The sequence below is a fragment of the Allobosea sp. RCC_152_1 genome (assembly GCF_041360765.1).
Lineage (GTDB): Bacteria > Pseudomonadota > Alphaproteobacteria > Rhizobiales > Beijerinckiaceae > Allobosea > Allobosea spartocytisi.
This window is the reverse complement of record NZ_JBFUPU010000008.1, coordinates 184,094-202,404: the sequence shown is the minus strand read 5'-3', so window position 1 is coordinate 202,404 and position 18,311 is coordinate 184,094. Positions and strand designations below refer to the sequence as shown.

The following is an 18,311-nucleotide window of genomic DNA, read 5'->3' as shown; positions in this document are numbered from 1 at the left end:
CTCACGCCGCGCAGGCTTCAAACCCCTTGCGCAACTCGTTCTCGTTGAGTCCGCGCCCGATGAACACCAGCCGGCTCTCGCGCTTCTCGCCGGCCTTCCAGTCGCGCTGCAGGTCGCCGTCGAGGATCATGTGCACGCCCTGAAAGACGAAACGGCGCGGCTCGTCCTTGAAGGCGAGGATGCCCTTGGAACGCAGGATGCTGGGGCCCTGGATCTGGGCGATCTCGTTGATCCAGGGCATGAACTTCTCCGGATCGACGTCGCCGGGGATCGTCAGCGAGATCGAGCGCACATCCTCGGCATGGTGATGGTGATGGCCGGCCTCGAGGAAATCCGGCTCGATGTCGAGGATGCGGTCGAGGTCGAAGGCCTTGCGGTCGAGCAGCGATGCGATCTCGACATTGCAGCGCTCGGCCTTCTCGAGCCGGGCATAGGGGTTGATCGCGCGGATCTGCGCCTCGACCTCGGCCAACTCATCCGCCGAGACGAGGTCGGTCTTGTTGAGGATGATGACATCGGCGAAGGCGATCTGGTTCTTCGCCTCGGGCGCGTCCTTCAGCCGGTCCTTCAGCCATTTGGCGTCTGTGACGGTGACGACCGCGTCGAGGCGGGTGGCGTCGCCGACATCCTGGTCGACGAAGAAGGTCTGCGCGACCGGCGCGGGATCGGCGAGACCGGTGGTCTCGACGATGATCGCGTCGAACTTGCCCTTGCGCTTCATCAGCCCGTCGAGGATGCGGATCAGGTCGCCGCGCACGGTGCAGCAGATGCAACCGTTGTTCATCTCGAAGATTTCCTCATCGGCACCGACGATGAGGTCTCCGTCGATCCCCGCCTCGCCGAACTCGTTGACGATGACGGCGAATTTCTTGCCGTGCTCCTCGGTGAGGATGCGGTTCAGCAGCGTGGTCTTGCCGGCGCCCAGATAGCCGGTGAGCACCGTGACGGGGATCTTTTCGGACATGATTGCAACCTGATGGCTGGTGGCCTCGGGAGCGGCTGGCCGTCAGGCCGGGCCGGCGGCGAGCGCCTTCTCGATCTCGCTTATATTGTGCTTCATCATGTCGATGTAAGTCCCCGCCGGGCCCGAGGCGTCGGAAAGCGCGTCGGAGTAGAGCGTGCCGCCGATCCGGGCGCCGGATTCCCTGGCGATCTGCTCGATCAGGCGGGGATTGGTGACGTTTTCGAGGAAGACGGCCGGCACCTTCTGCGCCTTGATCTGGCGGATGATGCGAGCGACGTCCTTGGCCGAGGCCTCGGATTCCGTCGAGACGCCCTGCGGCGCGATGAATTCGATGCCATAGGCCTTGACGAAATAGCCGAAGGCATCGTGCGTGGTGATCGCCTTGCGCCGGTCGGCCGGGATGCGCGCGACCGCCGCCTTCACCTCGCCCTCGACGACATCGAGCTTGGCCAGATAGGCCGTGGCATTGGCATCGTAGACCGCCTTGCCGGCCGGATCGGCGGCGCCGAGCGCATCGCGGATATCGGCGACGTAGATGCGGGCATTGGCGATGTCCTGCCAGGCATGGGGATCGTCATGGCCATGATCGTGGCCGTGCCCGCCCTTCGCATCATGCTCTTCCTCGGCCGCCTCGATCGGCTTGATGCCCTTGGTCGCGGTCACGACCGTCGCCTTCGTGCCGGAGGATTTGATCAGGCGCGGCAGCCAGCCTTCGAGATGCAGGCCGTTGATGACGACGAGCTTCGCCGCCGCCATCGCCTTGGCGTCGGCCGGCGTCGGCGAATAGACATGCGCGTCGCCATTCGGCCCGACGAGCGAGGTCACGCTGACCCGTTCGCCGCCAACCTGCTTCACGAAATCGGCCAGCACCGAGAAGCTCGCCACCACCGGCAGCTTCTCCTGCGCGAAAGCGGCGGTGGGCAATGCCGCGAGGGAGAGCCCCGCGACCAGATAGGCGACGATGCTGCGACGGTTAGGCATGAAACTCTCCGCTCGAAATGAAACGATATAACGTTTCTATCTTTCAAGATGGGGCCGAATCAAGGCGCGCCGCGCAAGCCCGCCCTGCGAGCCGAGCAGAAGCGAGAGAATGTAGAGGCAACCGGCCGCGAGAATGATCGCCGGGCCGGCCGGCAGGCTCGAGCCCGCCGCATAGGAGACGACGAGGCCGGCATAGCCGGCGACCATGCCGAAGCCGGTCGCCAGCATCAGCAGCCGCGTGATGTCCGCCGTCCAGAACCGCGCCGCCGCCGCCGGCAGCATCATCATGCCGACGGCGAGCAAGGTGCCGAGCGCGTTGAAACCGGCGACGAGATTGAGCACCACGAGCGCGAGGAACGTCAGGTGGACGAAGCCGCCGGAGCGGCTGACCGAGCGCAGGAAGCCGGGATCGACGCATTCCAGCACCAGCGGCCGGTAGAGCGCCGCCAGCGCCGTGAGCGAAACCGTCGCGACGCCCGCGAGCAGGATCAGCACGTCGTTGTCGAGCGCCAGCACATTGCCGAAGAGGACATGCAGCAGATCGATCGCCGAGCCGCGCAGCGAGACGATGGTGACGCCGAGCGCCAGCGAGATCAGGTAGAAGGCGGCGAGCGAGGCGTCTTCCTTCAGCACCGTCGCGCGCGCCACCGCACCGGCGAGCAGAGCCACGGCAAAGCCGGCGGCCAGCCCGCCGATCGTCATCGCCGGCAGCGAGAAGCCGGCGACGAGATAGCCCAAGGCCGCGCCCGGGAGGATGGCATGGGCCATCGCATCGCCGGTCAGGCTCATCCGCCTGAGCATCAGGAAGACGCCGATCGGCGCACCGGAGACCGACAGCGCCGTCACGCCGACGAGCGCACGGCGCATGAAGTCGAATTCGGCGAAGGGGCCGATGAAGAGATCGTAGAGCATCGGCCTGACCGGAAAAGCGTTACGCCGCGTCGCGCTGGCAGGGAGCGGCGTGGCTGTCGAAGGCTTCGACCATGCGGCGCGCCTTGAGCAGATTCTCGGGGGTCAGCACATCGGCGGTGGCCCCCCAGGCGACGGCCTCGCGCGCCAGCAGCAGCGTCTGCGGAAAGGCCCGGCGCACCGTCTCGATGTCGTGCAGGACCGCGACGACGGTGCGGCTCTCGCCATGCCAGCGCTGGACCAGCGCCAGCAGATCGGCGGTGGTGCGCGCGTCGATGGCGGTGAAGGGTTCGTCGAGCAGGATGATTTCGGCGTCCTGCAGCAGGAGCCGCGCGAACAACGCACGCTGCATCTGCCCGCCGGAGAGCGTGCCGATCGGCCGGCGCTCGAAGCCGGTCAGCCCCACCGCCGCGATGGCGTGCTCGACCTTGTGGGCGACGCCCGCCCCGATCCGCCCGAAGATGCCGGCGCGGCTCCACAAGCCCATCGCGACGAGATCATAGACATGGATCGGGAAGGAGCGGTCGAGCTCGGCCGATTGCGGCAGATAGGCGAGCCGCTTGCCCTTGGCGAGCGAGATGCCGCCGGCGAGCGGGAGCAAGGTACCGGTGATGCCCTTGAGCAGCGTCGACTTGCCGGCACCGTTGGGCCCGACGATCGCGGTCAGGCTCCCCGTGGCGACCTCGCCGGAGAGATGGTGGATCGCCGGGTGACGGTCATAGCCCAAGGTCAGGTCGGTGAGGCGGATGGCGGACAACGCGAACTTCCTTCAGGCGATCACGGCCAGCGTCGCGGCCCAGAGCAGGACGACGACGACAGCGGCCAGCCCGACGCGATTCCAGGCCGACAGGCGCAACAGCGACCAGCCCGGATCATCCGAGACGGCCTGCGAGGCGGCGTGACTGTGGCCATGGTCGTGCGCGTGAGCCATGTGAGACGATATAATATTACATCGACGACGGCACAAGCGATCTTCGCGGCTTGTGCACGCCTCGCGAAGCTCCAGCCTGCCGGGATGAGATACGCGGGTCGAGCCCTGGCCGGATGCGAGCTTCGGCAAGAATCACCCTCGGTAATTGGGCTAAAGGCGCAAGCGAAAGCCATGTCTTGCGCTTTTCCTCGGCCGGCATCCTGCTTACAACTCAAGGCAAGCCCACCGTTCGAGCCGGGCAGATTCAGGGAGCTTCCATGAAAACGCTGTTCCGCGGCCGGCGCCTCGCCGGCCTTGCCGCTGCCGTTCTGCTTGCCGCCGCGCCGGCGGGTGCCCGTGCCCAGGAATTCATCAATATCCTCACCGGCGGCACCTCCGGCGTCTATTATCCGATGGGCGTCGCGCTCTCGAAGATCTATGGCGAGAAGATCCCGAACGTCCGCCCGACCGTGCAGGCGACCAAGGCCTCGGTCGAGAACCTCGTGCTGCTGCAGCAGGGCCGCGGCGAGATCGCCTTCACGCTCGGCGACTCGCTCGACGCCGCCTGGAAGGGCGACGAGGAGGCCGGCTTCAAGACGCCGCTGAAGAAGCTGCGCGGCATCACCGCGATCTATCCGAACTATGTCCAGATCGTCGCCTCGAAGGAGAGCGGCATCAAGACGCTGGCCGATCTCAAGGGCAAGCGCCTCTCGGTCGGCGCGCCGAAATCCGGCACCGAGCTCAATGCGCGCGCCATCCTCGCCGCGGCCGGCCTCGGCTACAAGGATCTCGGCAAGGTCGAATACCTGCCCTTCGCCGAGTCCGTGGAACTGATGAAGAACCGCCAGCTCGATGCCACCTTGCAATCGGCGGGCCTCGGCGTCGCCTCGCTGCGCGACCTCGCAACCTCGATCGAGATCAACGTCGTCGAGGTTCCGAAGGCGGTCATCGACAAGGCGGGCCCGCCCTTCATCAGCACCCCGATCCCGGCCAATACCTATACCGGCCAGACCGCGGCGGTGAACACGGCGGCCGTGGTGAACTACCTCGTCACCCATGAGGGCGTGAAGGACGAGCTGGTCTACCAGATGACCAAGAATATCTTCGAGAACCTGGGCGATCTCGCCGCCTCGCACGCCGCCGGCAAGGACATCAAGCTTGAGCGCGCGCTCGACGGCATGCCGATCCCGCTGCATCCGGGCGCGGCGCGCTACCTCAAGGAAAAGGGGCTGAAGGTCGGTTCGTAAGCGGTCTTTCGCCTTTCCGACGCCTTCGCGGTCATCCCGCCGATCCGGGATCCATGCCTGAACCGTTTCGGCATGGATCCCGGGTCTCCCTCCGGTCGCCCGGGATGACGGCACATTCTTTGACGGCCTGACGCGGAGCCGAGCAGGACCATGACCCACGAGACCGACCAGTTGGAAGCCCTCTCCGGCGCAAGACCGGGCGAGGTCGAGCATGCCGATCTCGACAATTTCGAGCATGGCTTCCCGCCCGGTTTCGGTCCCGGCCGCTGGGGGCTTTTGGCCTATGGCCTCGCGCTCGCCTTCGCCGCCTTCCAGATCGCGATCTCCGCCTGGAATTTCCTGCCGAGCCAGGCGGCGCGCGGCGTTCATGTCGGCTTCCTGCTGCTGCTGAGCTTCGGGCTCATCGCCAATTTCCGGGCGAAGGACACACCCGGGCGGCTGCTCGGCTGGGCGCTGGGCCTGCTCGGCTTCGCGGTCGGCCTCTATCAATGGATCTTCTACGCCGACCTGATCCTGCGCGACGGCGATCCCTCGACGCTGGACCTCGTCGTCGGCACGCTGTTGATCGTGCTGATCTTCGAGGCCGCGCGCCGATTGATGGGCAATGCCCTGCCGATCATGTGCGGCGTCTGCCTGCTCTACTGGTTCTTCGGCCAGTATCTGCCCGCGCCCTTCAACCATCGCGGCTATGGCTACGACCAGATCATCGGCCATCTCTCCTTCGGCACCGAGGGCTTCTACGGCACGCCGATCTACGTCTCCGCGACCTATATCTTCCTGTTCATCGTCTTCGGCTCCTTCCTCGAGAAGGCCGGGATGATCCATCTCTTCAACGACGTCTCGCTCGGCATCTTCGGCGGCACGCGCGGCGGCCCGGCCAAGGTCGCGGTCTTCTCGTCCGGCCTGATGGGGATGATCTCCGGCTCCGGCGTCGCCAATGTCGTCACCGTCGGCCAGTTCACCATTCCGCTGATGATCAAATTCGGCTACCGGCGCGCCTTTGCCGCCGGCGTCGAGGCCACCGCCTCGATGGGCGGGCAGATCATGCCGCCGGTGATGGGCGCGGTCGCCTTCATCATGGCCGAGACCCTGGGCGTGCCCTATGCCGAGATCGTCAAGGCGGCCGCCATCCCTGCGATCCTCTACTTCGCCTCGGCCTTCTGGATGGTGCATCTGGAAGCCGGGAAATACGGGCTGAAGGGCGTCGAGCGCGCCTTGCTGCCGAGCCCGCTCAAGGCGCTGCGCGAGCGCTGGTATCTCGCCTTGCCGCTCGCCGTGCTCGTCTTCATGCTGTTCCACGGCTTCACCCCGCTCTTTGCCGGCACGATGGGCCTTGCGCTGACGGTCGGGCTGCTGCTCGGCGCGGGCTTTGCCGCCGGCCTGAGCAGGCAGAGCCTGCGCGTCATCTTCTGGATCGGGCTCGGGCTCATCGCCGCCGCGCTCTTCCAGGAGGGGCTCGATGTCCGCTACGTTGCGGGCCTGATCGCGCTTCTCGTGCTCGCCAACGCCTTCACCCTGGGCGGCCGCACCACGCTGGCGATCAGCCGCGACGCGCTCGCCGACAGCGCCAAGACGGCGCTGCCGGTCGGCATCGCCTGCGCCATCGTCGGCACGATCATCGGCCTGATGACGCAGACCGGCATCGGCACGACCTTCGGCGCCTGGATCATCGGGCTCGGCCAATCCAGCCTGTTCCTGGCGCTGGTCCTGACGATGATCCTCTCGATCCTGCTCGGCACCGGCATCCCAACGATCCCGACCTACATCATCGTCGCGGCCCTGGCGGCACCGGCGCTGGAAAAGCTCGGCGTGCCGCTGATCGTCAGCCACATGTTCGCCTTCTACTACGGCATCATGGCCGACCTCTCGCCGCCGGTGGCGCTCGCGGCGCTGGCCGCTGCGCCGATCGCCAAGGAAAACCCCGACAAGATCGGCTGGGAGGCGATGCGCGTCGCGCTTGCCGGCTACGTCATCCCCTTCATCGCGGTCTATTCGCCGGCGCTGATGCTCCAGGCCGGAGATCCGATGGCCAACGTCATCGGCTTCTGGCCGGCGGTGATCTACGCCACCTTCAAGGCCTCGGTCGCGATCGGCCTCTTCGGGATGGTGGCGATCGGCTGGCTCTTCGGCCGGCTGACCGTCGTGGAGCGGGTGCTCTGCTTCGTCGCGGCGGTGCTGCTCTTCGGCGAGTTCGCCTATAGCGACCCGCTCGGCTATGTGCTGACGGCGGCGATCATCGCGCGACACTGGTTTGCCGCGCGCCATGCGGAACCGGCGGCGGCATGAGCCTGTGCCTTGCGGCCGGCGCGCTCCTCGTCTCGCTTGGCCATGGCGAGATCACGCTGGGCTGGCGGCATTCGGTGCAGAAGACGCTGTGGGAGGAAGTCTGGCGCGAGACCCCGGCGGGGCTTGTCCTCGTCGAGGCCCGCATCGAGGGCTCCGGCGCCGGCATGGACCCGCCGGACGGCGCCAGGCTGATCGACGGCTTCTGGCGCTGGCGCCCCGATTTGCCGGCACTGCCCGAGGTGGTGCTGCGCCGTTCCGGCGCCACCGCCGACTGGCGCCTCTGCATGGACGGCGCCTGCAAGCCGATGAGCGATTATCTACCGGCCGAGGCCGACCCGGTCACGCTGAAGGTTTGTGGGTAAAATCCGCGAGGTTCGCCGTCATTCTCGGGCGGAGCGAAGCGCAGACCGAGCTCAGGCCGAAGGAGCCTCCGGCGCCCGCTTGTCACGAGATCCTCGGGTCAAGCCCGAGCATGACGCCCTACCTCAATCGACCGTGGTGAGATGCTCGACCTTCAGCACGCGCCGCATCAGATTGACGAAGCCATAGGCCGCGAAGACCGAGAACACGGCCATCATGATGTACTCGAACATCGTGCCGAGATCGAACATGCCGGCGATGGCCCAGCCGGCCGCGAGCGCGACGCCGAAGAGCTCGACCGCGATCAAGATTCCCAGCGAAACCACGATGGTCAGGCTGCGCCAGTTGGTGTGCCGTCCGGCCATGCTGTCCTTCCTTCGAATGCCCGCCTTCGCGGACACATTGTCGAGCACTGGCGCCTTCACGCCGCCATGCGCCCAACGCACCTAGCGGACACAGCCGCGCCATGCAACAAAATCGCGCCCCGAAGGCGCCCTTGCGCCAGATGGGGACGCATGGGGAGATTGAAAAGTCCTGATGGTCGATACGCCTGTCTTCGGTTCGGCCGCAGTCGCCGCGCCCCATCATCTTGCCTCGGAAGCCGGCCGCGCCGTCCTCGCAGAAGGCGGCAATGCGATCGAGGCCATGGTCGCGATGGCGGCCACCATCGCCGTGGTCTATCCGCATATGAACGGCATCGGCGGCGACGGCTTCTGGCTGATCCACGAGCCCGGCGGCAAGATGCATGGCATCGAGGCCTGCGGCCCGGCCGGGACGCTCGCGACGATCGAGCGTTATCGCAACAAGGGCCACGACAGCATCCCGGCGCGCGGCCCGGAAGCGGCGCTGACCGTCGCCGGAGCCGTCGAGGGCTGGCGTCTCGCGCTCGACCTCTCCAGATCCCGCGGCGGCCGCCTGCCGCTGCGCGAATTGCTCGCCGATGCGCTCCGCCACGCCCGCGAGGGCTATGCGGTGTCCCCTTCCGAATGCGGCAACCGGCCCAACGAGCTGGAAGCGCTGAAGGCCGCGCCGGGCTTCCTCAAGACCTTCTGGCCTGACGACGCGCCACCCAAACCCGGCAGCCATCGCAAGATGGAGGCGCTGGCCGAGACGCTGCAGCAGCTCGCCGGAGCCGGGCTCGACGATTTCTACCGCGGCGATGTCGGCCGCGAGATCGCCGCCGATCTCGAACGCATCGGCGCGCCGGTGACGCGCGCCGATCTCGAACGCTACCACGCCCGCACCGTCGCCCCGCTCGCGCTCGCCTTGCCCGGCCTCACGGTCTGGAACATGCCGCCGCCGACGCAAGGCCTGGCCGCCCTCGTCATCCTCGGCCTGTTCGAGCGGCTCGGCCGGGTCGAGCTCGATTCCTTCGCGCATCATCACGGGCTGATCGAGGCGACGAAGCGCGCGCTCGCCATCCGCGACCGCCATGTCACCGACCCCGCTTATGCGACCGGCGATCCCGCCCGTTTTCTGGGTGAGGCGATGCTGGCCCGCGAGGCCGCCGAGATCGATGCCAGGCGCGCCGCGCCCTGGCCGGTGAAGCCTGGCCATGGCGACACGATCTGGATGGGCGCCATCGACGGCAAGGGCCTCGCCGTCTCCTATATCCAGTCGATCTATTGGGAATATGGCTCCGGCTGCGTGCTGCCCGCGACCGGCATCCACTGGCAGAACCGTGGCATCTCCTTCTCGCTCGACAAGGCCGCCACGAATCCGCTCATGCCCGGCCGAAAGCCCTTCCATACGCTGAACCCGGCCTTCGCCCGCTTCGACGACGGGCGCATCCTCGCCTATGGCGCGATGGGCGGCGACGGCCAGCCGCAATTCCAGGCGCAGATCCTGACGCGCTACCGCCTCGGCCAGAATCTCGCGACCGCGATCGATGCGCCGCGCTGGCTCTTCGGCCGCACCTGGGGCTCGGCCTCGACCGGGCTGAAGGTCGAAAGCCGCTTCGATTCCGCCCTGCTGGAGCGGCTCGACGCCGCCGGCCATCCGGTCGAGGAGAGCGGACTGGCCTATTCCGAGGGCTTCGGCCATGCCGGCATGCTGGTGAAGCATGCGAATGGCCGCGTCGAGGCCGCGCACGATCCGCGTTCCGATGGCGATGCGAAGGGGATCTGATTCACATGACCTATGACGACCCGTTCCGCTGCTTCGTGCCCTATCCCGACGCGGCGGTGAAACACAGCCCGACCGGTCCGCTCGCCGGGCTGACGCTGGCGGTGAAGGACCTCTTCGACGTCAAGGGCTACCCGACGGGCGCGGGATCGCCGATCGTGCTGGCGCAATCCGGCATCAAGACCAAGACCGCGCCGCTGGTGAAGGAGCTGCTGCAAGCCGGCGCGCGCTTCGTCGGCAAGACGCATACCGACGAGCTCGCCTTCTCGCTCAACGGCAAGAACGCGCATTTCGGCTCGCCGATCAACCCGGCCGCGCCGGACCGGATCACCGGCGGCTCCTCCTGCGGCTCGATGGCAGCCGTCGCGGGGCGTCTCGCCGACATCGCTGTCGGATCCGACACCGGCGGCTCGGTCCGGGCGCCGGCGAGCTATGGCGGGCTCTTCGGCATTCGTCCCACCCATGGCCGGCTCTCGCTGAAGCGGGTCTGGCCGCTGGCGGAAAGCCTCGACACGCCCGGCTGGTTCACCCGCGACGGCGAGGTTTTTGCCCGCGTCGGCAACGCCCTGCTCGGCAAGGACCGCACTGAACTGCCGGAAGTGCCGCGCCTGCTGCTGGCCGACGACATGTTCGCCCAGGCCGTGCCGGAGGCCGAAACGATCCTGCGCAATGTCGTGCAGCGCGCGCTGCCCAGCGTCGGCCAGCCGGAAAGCGTCAAGCTCGTGCGCGACATCGACGCGCTCTACTGGGCCTTCCGCTGGATCCAGGGCCGCGAGGCCTGGGCCTCCGACGGGGCCATGATCGAGCGCTTCGCCCCGCCGCTGGGGCCGGGCGTGAAGGAGCGCTTCGCCTTCTCGAAAACCGTGACGGATGCCGAATACGCCAAGGGCGAGGCGACGCGAAAGACCTTCCGGGCGCGGCTCGCCCGCCTGCTCGGCCAGGACGGCGTGCTGATCCTGCCGACCGTGCCGGACATCGCGCCACTGGTCAGCGCCGAGGAGCCCGAGCTGGAGGATTTCCGCAACCGGGCGCTGAGGCTGCTCTGCCTGTCCGGCCTGTCGGGCTTCCCGCAAGTGACGATTCCGGTGGCGCAGCGCGAAGGCGCGCCGCTCGGCCTGTCGCTGATCGGGCCGAAAGGCTCGGACAAGTCGCTGATCGCCTTCGCCGTCGCCTATGAGCGCGCCACGCGCGTCAGGATCGCCTGAGAGGAGGCCCGGATGAGCGGACACCATCACGACCACGACCACGATCACGACAACCACTTCACCGCCATCGAGGCGCGGGTGAAGGCGCTGGAGACGCTGATGGTCGAGAAGGGCTATGTCGATCCGGCCGCACTCGACGCCATCGTCGATACCTACGAAACCAGGGTCGGCCCGCGCAACGGCGCCCAAGTCGTCGCCAAGGCCTGGACCGACCCGGCCTATGCCGAGCGGCTCAAGGTCGACGGCACCGCGGCGGTGGCCGAGCTCGGCTATGGCGGGCGCGGCGGCGAGCATATCGTCGCCTGTTTCAACACGCCGGAGGAGCACAACCTCGTCGTCTGCACGCTCTGCTCCTGCTATCCGTGGCCGGTGCTGGGCCTGCCGCCGGTCTGGTACAAATCCCCGCCCTACCGCGCCAAGGCGGTGATCGATCCGCGCGGCACCCTCGCCGATTTCGGCGTGACGCTGCCGGAGGGCCAGCGCATCCGCGTCTGGGATTCCACCGCCGAAACCCGCTTCATCGTCATCCCGATGCGTCCGGCCGGCACCGAAGGCTGGAGCGAGGAGAAGCTGGCGAGCATCGTCTCGCGCGATTCGATGATCGGCACCGGCCTGCCGCATGTGGAGGACGCCGCGGAGGACGCGGCATGAACAGCGCCCACGACCTCGGCGGCCAGATGGGTTTCGGCCCGGTCGTGCCGGAGCCGGACGAGCCGGTCTTCCACGGCGATTGGGAAAAGCGCGTGCTCGCGATCAATGTCGCGGCCGGTGCGATGGGCGCCTGGAGCATCGACGAGATCCGTCATCATCGCGAGAGCCTGCCGCCGGCTCAATATCTCTCGGCGAGCTATTACGAGATCTGGCTCGCCGCGCTCGACAAAGTACTGGTCAAGCACGGCTTCCTGACCTCGGCCGAGCTCCTCTCTGGCAAACCCGCGCCCGGACGCCGTGAGCCGAAGCGCGTGCTCAAGGGCGAGGAGGTGCCGGCGGTGCTCAGGCGCGGCTTCCCCTATGAGCGCGAAGCCAAGGCCCCTGCCCGCTTTGCCGTTGGCGACACCGTGCGCACCATCGTCATGCATCCGCAGCACCATACGCGGCTGCCGCGCTATGCCCGCGGCAAGCAGGGCGTGATCGAGCGCGTCACCGGCTGCCATGTCTTCCCGGATACCGGCTCGCAGGGTCTGCCGGAGACGGCCCAATGGCTTTACACCGTCGTCTTCGCCGGCCCCGAGCTCTGGGGCCGCGATGCCGACCCGACCTCCACCGTCAGCATCGAGGCCTGGGAGAGCTATCTTGAGCCGGCCTGAGACCGATCTAGCGGCGGCGCTGGCCGCGGACACGCCGATCCCGCGCGATGCCGAGGGGCCGGTCTTCGCCGAGCCCTGGCAGGCGCAGGCCTTCGCGCTGGTCGTCGCCCTGCAGAACCGGGGCGTCTTCACGGCGGATGAATGGGCGCAGGCGCTGGGTGCCGAGATCCGCGAGGCTTTGGCTGCGGGCGGCTGCCGCGACGGCTCGGACTATTACGAGCGCTGGTGCGAGGCGCTGGAACATCTGCTGATCGAAAAGGGCCTCGCCTCCCATGCTGGCGTCGATGCGCTCGCCGCCTCCTGGGCGCGGGCCGCCGAGGCGACGCCGCATGGCAAGCCGATCCTGCTGGAGAACGATCCGCTGCGGAGCTGAGCCTCAGCTTCCCATCCCGCCGATCCACAGGCCGAGCGAGAGCGCGGCGCCGAGCACGACGATGAAGGCGGCCGCCACAAGTTCCAGCCCTGCCAGCAGTCGCACCGCCCGCAAGCTGCCCCCGCTGGCGAATTTCAGCGCCGCGAATTTGAAGAAGACGGCGAGCGCCGCCAGCGCCCCTGTCGTGATCGCAGTGCCCAGCGCCATGGCGAAGGCGGCGGCAATGCCCGCCCAGTAGAGCCCCTGCGAGGCGGCGAAGACGAGGATGATCAGCGCCCCCGCGCAGGGCCTCAGGCCCGCGGCGAGGACGACGCCGGCCATGTCGCGCCAGTCCCGGAGCCCGGCGACCTGCTGCGCATCCGGCATATGCACGTGGTCGCAGGACGCATCATGCGCAGCGGCCCCCTGCCCGAGCGCCAGGAAACTGCCCGCCTTGCGCCAGAGCACGAGCAGGCCGACCAGCGCGACGAGCAGGAAGCTGCCCTGCTCGATGGCACTGGTCGCCATGTTCATTTTGACGGCGGTGGTGCGGAAGATCAGCGTCGCGACCGAGACGATGGCGATGGCGACGAGCGCCTGCAGGATCGCCGCGGCGAAGCTGAGCGAGAGCCCGCGCTTCAGGCTGCGGTTGTCGGCGACGATATAGCCGGAGATCACCGCCTTGCCGTGGCCGGGCCCGGCCGCATGGAAGACGCCGTAGCCGAAGGACAGGCCGAGCAACCCCCAGACCGCTGTCGGCGTCTGGGCGATCGCCTTCAGCGTCGCAGTCAACTCGCGATAGAAGCTCGACTGCCAGGCGATCAGCACGGCGCCGAAGCCCGTCGTCGAGGGCAGCGCCTCGCGCGGCAGCGCGGTCCCGAACGGATTGCGCGGCGGCGGCGGTGCCGGCGGGCTCCAGAGCGAGATGACCCAGGCCAACAGGCCGAGCGCGGCGGCGACCAATGCCAATGCCAGCGCGGCGACGACGATGCGCGACAACAGCGACGTCGCCCTTTGCGAGCCCTCGGCCTGAGGAGCGCCGGAAGCGCGCGGCTCTTCGGGACGAGGGCTGAGGGGAGTCGTCAGGGACATGCCACCAGCGCCCGCGTCGTGACCTCGTAGCCGCTCATGTCCGGCGTCGCGGTGATGTCCTCCTGCGCCAGCTTCTGCGCGACGTCGTCGGCGAGCTTGGGCGGGCGATTGACCCTGACGATGCAGCCGGCCGGGGCATCGCGCGTCACCACGGCGTCCGGCTCATCGACGATCTCGAAGGCGACGAAATAGGTGGGGTCGCCGACCTCGATGCCGAAGGAGCGGCTCTTCGGCGGCGGATGCTTGAGCGGCAGCGTGTAGTTCAATGTCAGGATCTTGTTCTCGAAGACGAGCCCGGCATCGGTCGGCGTGCCGAATTCCTGCTTGCGGCCATTGACCTTGGCGATGGTGAAGAACTCGACCTCGGGCAGCGAATCCATGTTCACCTTGGCGAGGTCCGCCAGCTCGTCCGGCGTCAGCTTGCCGTCGCCGTTCTTGTCGAGGCCCTGGGTGATATAGGCCGAATAGGCCTCGTCGAAGCTCCAGTGCTGCCGGATCGCCTTCACCGTCCCATCCGGCGCGAACAGGATCTCGGCCTTGGCCTTCACCCAGACATGCGGATGCGCCTGCGCCGGCCCCGCCAGGCAGGCGGCGAGCAGGGTGACGGCCGGCAAGGCCGTAAGAAGCGCACGTCCCGTCAAGAACGGTATCCTCCACAGATCCGGAGCCGAGGGCGATAAGGCCGGCCCGCAACGATTTTGCGACCGGGCCGTCGCAGCCTTCGCCGCGAATCGGGGCCAAATCGCGGCGCAGGCATTTCGCGCAAGGCTGCCCGTGCCGGCAAGACTGGAACGCATCTCTGGACCTCCTCGCAAAAACTGGAACAATGCCAATGTGATTGACCGCCTTCGGGCGATATGTCAGCGTTGCTGACATATCTTGCATCGAGACAGGTCGAGAGGCCGGATCAACCGGCCCGCGGGAACGACGATCGGGAGGCCGGCATGACTGAGCCAATGCGCGATTCCAGCGTCGATGCGGGCACGCTTCGCTCCGTCACGCTCGACGACAAATACGACCTCGGCAAGCGGGACATCTTCCTGACCGGCACGCAGGCCGTCGCCCGCATGCTCTTGATGCAGCGCGAGCGCGACCGGCGGGCAGGGCTGAACACTGCCGGCTTCGTCTCGGGCTATCGCGGCTCGCCACTCGGCGGGCTCGACCAGCAGCTCATGCGCGCCGGCAAGGCCCTGACCGCGGCCAACATCGTCTTCCAGCCCGGGCTGAATGAAGACCTCGCCGCGACCGCCGTTTGGGGCACCCAGCAGGCCGAACTGCAGGGCGAGGGCAAGTATGACGGCGTCTTCGCGCTCTGGTACGGCAAGGGCCCGGGCGTCGACCGCTCGGGCGACGTCTTCCGCCACGGCAACATGGCCGGCACCTCGCCCCATGGCGGCGTGATCTGCCTGATGGGCGACGACCACACCGCGGAATCCTCGACCAACGCCCACCAGACCGAATTCGTCCTGGTCGACCGGATGATGCCGATCCTGAACCCCGCCGGGGTGCAGGAGATCATCGATTACGGCCTGCACGGCATTGCGCTCTCGCGCTTCGCTTCGGTCTGGGTCGGCATCAAATGCGTCAAGGACAACATCGAATCGACCGCCTCGATCGACGGCGCGCTGGACCGCGTCTCGATCGTGACGCCGAGCGACTATGTCCCGCCGCCCGGCGGGCTTGCCATCCGCCGCGAACTGGATTTCGTCGAGCAGGAGCGACGCCTGCATCTCTACAAGCGCGACGCGATGCTGGCCTATCTGCGCGCCAACCGCCTCAATCGCATCGTCACCCATGGCGGCCGGGAGCCGCGTATCGGCATCGCCACCGTCGGCAAATCCTATCTCGACGTGCGCCAGGCGCTGGAGGACCTCGGCATCGACGAGGTCCGCGCCAATGATCTCGGCATCCGCCTGTTCAAGCTCGCCTGTCCCTGGCCGATCGACCCGGCCGAGCTGAAATCCTTCGCGGAGGGCCTCGACCTGATCATGGTCGTCGAGGAGAAGCGCTCCCTGATCGAGGTCCAGGTCCGCGAGGAGCTTTACGGCGCGGCGCATCAGCCGATGGTGATCGGCAAGAAGGACGAGAACGGCGATTGGCTCTTCCCCGTCCATGGCGCGCTCGACCCCAACGACATTGCAATCGCGCTGGGTGGCCGCCTGCTGCAATACCGCGACGATCCCGCCCTACGTGCCCGGCTGGAAGAGATCGCCAAGGCGCAAGGCAGGCTCGCCGAGGCGCAGGAGATCGCGAAGCGCACGCCCTATTTCTGCTCGGGCTGCCCGCACAACTCCTCGACCGTCGTGCCCGAGGGCTCGCGCGCCTATGCCGGCATCGGCTGCCACTACATGGTGCAGTGGATGGACCGCGACACCGCCGGCTTTACCCAGATGGGCGGCGAAGGCGCGAACTGGATCGGCGAGGCGCCGTTCTCGACGCGCGGCCATGTCTTCCAGAATCTCGGCGACGGCACCTATACCCATTCCGGTTCGCTCGCGATCCGCTGGGCGGTCGCGAGCGGCGTCACCATCACCTACAAGCTGCTCTACAACGACGCCGTCGCCATGACCGGCGGCCAGCAGGCGGAAGGCCATCTCTCGCCCGACCAGATGGCAAGGCAGGTCGCGGCCGAAGGCGTGAAGCGCATCGCCGTGGTCAGCGACGACCCCGGCAAATATCCGCCCGGCACGCAATGGCCGGCCGGCACGACGCTGCACCATCGCGAGGAGCTCGACGCCGTCCAGCGCGAGCTCGCCGGAACCTCCGGTGTCTCGCTGCTGCTCTACGACCAGACCTGCGCCACCGAGAAGCGCCGCCGCCGCAAGCGCGGAGCCTATCCTGACCCCGACAAGCGCGTCGTCATCAACGAGCTGGTCTGCGAGGGCTGCGGCGATTGCGGCGTGCAGTCGAACTGCGTCTCGGTGCAGCCGCTCGAGACCGAGTTCGGCCGCAAGCGCCAGATCGACCAGTCGAACTGCAACAAGGATTTCTCCTGCGTGAAGGGCTTCTGCCCGTCCTTCGTCACGGTCCACGGCGCCCGCCCGAAGAAGGCGGAGCCGATGCGTCTCGATGCGCAGGCGCTGGGCGAGGCCGATATCCCCGAGCCCGCTGTGCCGGCGCTCGACCGCAGCTTCGCCGTGATCGTCACCGGCGTCGGCGGCACCGGCGTCGTCACCATCGGCGCGATCCTCGGCATGGCCGCCCATCTCGAGGATAAGGGCTGCGGCATGATCGACATGGCCGGCCTCGCCCAGAAGGGCGGCGCCGTTTTCAGCCACGTCAAGCTCGCGCCGAGACCCGAGGACATCCACGCCATCCGCGTCACGGCCGGACAAGCCGATCTCGTGCTGGGCTGCGACCTGACCGTCACCGGCTCGAAGAAGGTGCTCGGCGCGATCCGGCGCGAAGGCGGCATGGTCATCGTCAACACCGCCGAGAGCCTGCCGGGCGACTTCACCCGCAATGCCGACTTCTCGCTCCCGACCGAACGGCTGAAGCGCGCGATCCTCTCGGCGGCGGGCCGCGACAACACCCGCTTCCTCGACGCGACCGCGACGGCCGTCGCCTTTCTCGGCAATGCCATCGCGGCCAATATGCTGATGCTCGGCCATGCCTGGCAGCTCGGCGCCGTGCCCTTGTCCCGCGCGGCGCTGCGCCGGGCGATCACGCTCAATGGCGAGGCCGTGGCGATGAATCTCGAAGCCTTCGAGCTCGGCCGCCGCGCCGCGCATGATCCGGCCGCGCTCGACGCCCTGCTGACCCAGGCCAAGGCGCCGACAGCCGCCCGCCATCTCTCAGAGACGCTCGACGAGATCATCGCCCGCCGCGTCGCCTATCTCACCGCCTATCAGAACACCGCCTATGGCGCCCGCTACCGCCATCTCGTCGCGCGCGTGCAGACGAAGGAAGCGGCCGTCTCGCCCGGCCAGAGCGCGCTCAGCGAGGCCGTCGCGCGCAATCTCTTCAAGCTGATGGCCTATAAGGACGAATACGAGGTCGCGCGCCTCTACAGCGACGGCGCCTTCCGCCAGCAGCTCGCCGCGACCTTCGAGGCCGACGGCAAGGATGGCAAAGCGCTGCGCTACGAATTCCACCTCGCCCCGCCGCTGTTGGCCAGGCGCGATCCGAACACCGGCCTGCCGCGCAAGATGAGCTTCGGGCCGTGGATGATGGGGGCCTTCTCGCTGCTGGCGAAATTCAAGGGCCTGCGCGGCACCGCCTTCGACCTCTTCGGCTACACGCAGGAACGCCGCACCGAGCGCCGGCTGATCGCCGATTACGAGGCGCTGCTGAACGAACTGCTGACCAAGCTCACGCCGGAGAACCATGCGCTCTGCGCGGCGCTGGCCGCGATCCCGGAGAAGATCCGCGGCTTCGGCCATGTGAAAGAGCGGCACCTGAAGGCGGCGAAGGCCGAGGAGGCGATGTTGCTGGGGCAGTTGCACGATGGACCGCCTTCGGCCGCTCTGCCGCAGGCGGCGGAATAGGGTACAGCTTTGCGCCACGTCATGCTCGGGCTTGACCCGAGCATCTCCTGCAAGAGATTCTCGGGTCAAGCCCGAGAATGACGCCAC

At 67.7% G+C, this 18,311-nt stretch carries 17 protein-coding genes; 9 read left to right on the top strand and 8 right to left on the bottom strand.

Translation table 11 applies throughout. The features are described from left to right. Position 1 precedes the first annotated feature (1 nt). The 5 genes from AB6806_RS23355 to AB6806_RS23335 are packed head-to-tail and all read right to left on the bottom strand — an operon-like array spanning position 2 to position 3,785. Positions 2-964: a CobW family GTP-binding protein gene (locus tag AB6806_RS23355; RefSeq protein ID WP_113253480.1), complete on the bottom strand. Its 963-nt coding sequence runs from the start codon at positions 962-964 to the stop codon at positions 2-4. 42 nt (positions 965-1,006) lie between these two features. Then, entirely contained in the window at positions 1,007-1,945 is a 939-nt protein-coding gene (locus tag AB6806_RS23350) for a metal ABC transporter substrate-binding protein (RefSeq protein ID WP_370955646.1), read from the bottom strand. Between the two features lie 36 nt (positions 1,946-1,981). Next, on the bottom strand, positions 1,982-2,857 hold the full coding sequence (locus tag AB6806_RS23345) for a metal ABC transporter permease (RefSeq protein ID WP_112761733.1): 876 nt from the start codon (positions 2,855-2,857) through the stop codon (positions 1,982-1,984). A 19-nt stretch (positions 2,858-2,876) separates the two neighbouring features. After that, a complete protein-coding gene (aztA, locus tag AB6806_RS23340) occupies positions 2,877-3,611 on the bottom strand; it encodes a zinc ABC transporter ATP-binding protein AztA (RefSeq protein ID WP_038362883.1) in 735 nt (244 codons plus the stop codon). A 12-nt stretch (positions 3,612-3,623) separates the two neighbouring features. Continuing rightward, a complete protein-coding gene (locus AB6806_RS23335) occupies positions 3,624-3,785 on the bottom strand; it encodes a hypothetical protein (RefSeq protein ID WP_156115940.1) in 162 nt (53 codons plus the stop codon). A 257-nt stretch (positions 3,786-4,042) separates the two neighbouring features. Between AB6806_RS23335 and AB6806_RS23330 the strand changes: the two genes are divergently transcribed. The 3 genes from AB6806_RS23330 (at position 4,043) to AB6806_RS23320 (ending at position 7,659) form a co-directional block, all read left to right on the top strand. Further along, a complete protein-coding gene (locus AB6806_RS23330; protein WP_038362881.1) occupies positions 4,043-5,011 on the top strand; it encodes a TAXI family TRAP transporter solute-binding subunit in 969 nt (322 codons plus the stop codon). Positions 5,012-5,161: 150 nt separating this feature from the next. Beyond that, positions 5,162-7,297, top strand: coding sequence for a TRAP transporter permease (locus tag AB6806_RS23325; protein ID WP_051987941.1), 2,136 nt, complete (start codon positions 5,162-5,164; stop codon positions 7,295-7,297). Further along, positions 7,294-7,659, top strand: a complete 366-nt coding sequence (locus tag AB6806_RS23320; protein ID WP_142022851.1) for a DUF1850 domain-containing protein — start codon at positions 7,294-7,296, stop codon at positions 7,657-7,659. Before AB6806_RS23325 ends, AB6806_RS23320 begins: the two co-directional genes overlap by 4 nt. 123 nt (positions 7,660-7,782) lie before the next feature. Here the strand turns inward: AB6806_RS23320 and AB6806_RS23315 are convergent, their stop codons facing one another. Continuing rightward, positions 7,783-8,022 (bottom strand): hypothetical protein, encoded by a 240-nt coding sequence (locus AB6806_RS23315; protein WP_038362877.1) that lies wholly within the window; start codon positions 8,020-8,022, stop codon positions 7,783-7,785. Between the two features lie 172 nt (positions 8,023-8,194). Here AB6806_RS23315 and AB6806_RS23310 point away from each other — a divergent pair, with 172 nt between their 5' ends. From AB6806_RS23310 to AB6806_RS23290, 5 genes are read left to right on the top strand one after another with little or no spacing between them, the layout of a single operon-like run. Beyond that, positions 8,195-9,784 carry a gamma-glutamyltransferase family protein gene (locus AB6806_RS23310; RefSeq protein ID WP_370955645.1) on the top strand — a complete coding sequence of 530 codons (1,590 nt, stop codon included), beginning with the start codon at positions 8,195-8,197 and terminating at the stop codon, positions 9,782-9,784. 5 nt (positions 9,785-9,789) lie between these two features. Next, positions 9,790-10,986: an amidase gene (locus tag AB6806_RS23305; protein WP_370955644.1), complete on the top strand. Its 1,197-nt coding sequence runs from the start codon at positions 9,790-9,792 to the stop codon at positions 10,984-10,986. A gap of 12 nt (positions 10,987-10,998) precedes the next feature. Further along, a complete protein-coding gene (nthA, locus tag AB6806_RS23300) occupies positions 10,999-11,637 on the top strand; it encodes a nitrile hydratase subunit alpha (protein ID WP_370955643.1) in 639 nt (212 codons plus the stop codon). Next, entirely contained in the window at positions 11,634-12,293 is a 660-nt protein-coding gene (gene nthB / locus AB6806_RS23295; RefSeq protein ID WP_112761727.1) for a nitrile hydratase subunit beta, read from the top strand. The genes nthA and nthB overlap by 4 nt, the downstream gene beginning before the upstream one ends. Beyond that, positions 12,280-12,666 (top strand): nitrile hydratase accessory protein, encoded by a 387-nt coding sequence (locus AB6806_RS23290; protein WP_370955642.1) that lies wholly within the window; start codon positions 12,280-12,282, stop codon positions 12,664-12,666. The genes nthB and AB6806_RS23290 overlap by 14 nt, the downstream gene beginning before the upstream one ends. Before the next feature lie 3 nt (positions 12,667-12,669). Here the strand turns inward: AB6806_RS23290 and AB6806_RS23285 are convergent, their stop codons facing one another. Together AB6806_RS23285 and AB6806_RS23280 are read right to left on the bottom strand one after the other, a co-directional pair. After that, a complete protein-coding gene (locus AB6806_RS23285; protein ID WP_370955641.1) occupies positions 12,670-13,737 on the bottom strand; it encodes a nickel/cobalt transporter in 1,068 nt (355 codons plus the stop codon). Continuing rightward, positions 13,728-14,378 carry a DUF1007 family protein gene (locus AB6806_RS23280; protein ID WP_370955640.1) on the bottom strand — a complete coding sequence of 217 codons (651 nt, stop codon included), beginning with the start codon at positions 14,376-14,378 and terminating at the stop codon, positions 13,728-13,730. The genes AB6806_RS23285 and AB6806_RS23280 overlap by 10 nt, the downstream gene beginning before the upstream one ends. A 303-nt stretch (positions 14,379-14,681) precedes the next feature. Between AB6806_RS23280 and AB6806_RS23275 the strand changes: the two genes are divergently transcribed. Further along, positions 14,682-18,224 (top strand): indolepyruvate ferredoxin oxidoreductase family protein, encoded by a 3,543-nt coding sequence (locus tag AB6806_RS23275; RefSeq protein ID WP_370955639.1) that lies wholly within the window; start codon positions 14,682-14,684, stop codon positions 18,222-18,224. Positions 18,225-18,311: the final 87 nt, after the last annotated feature.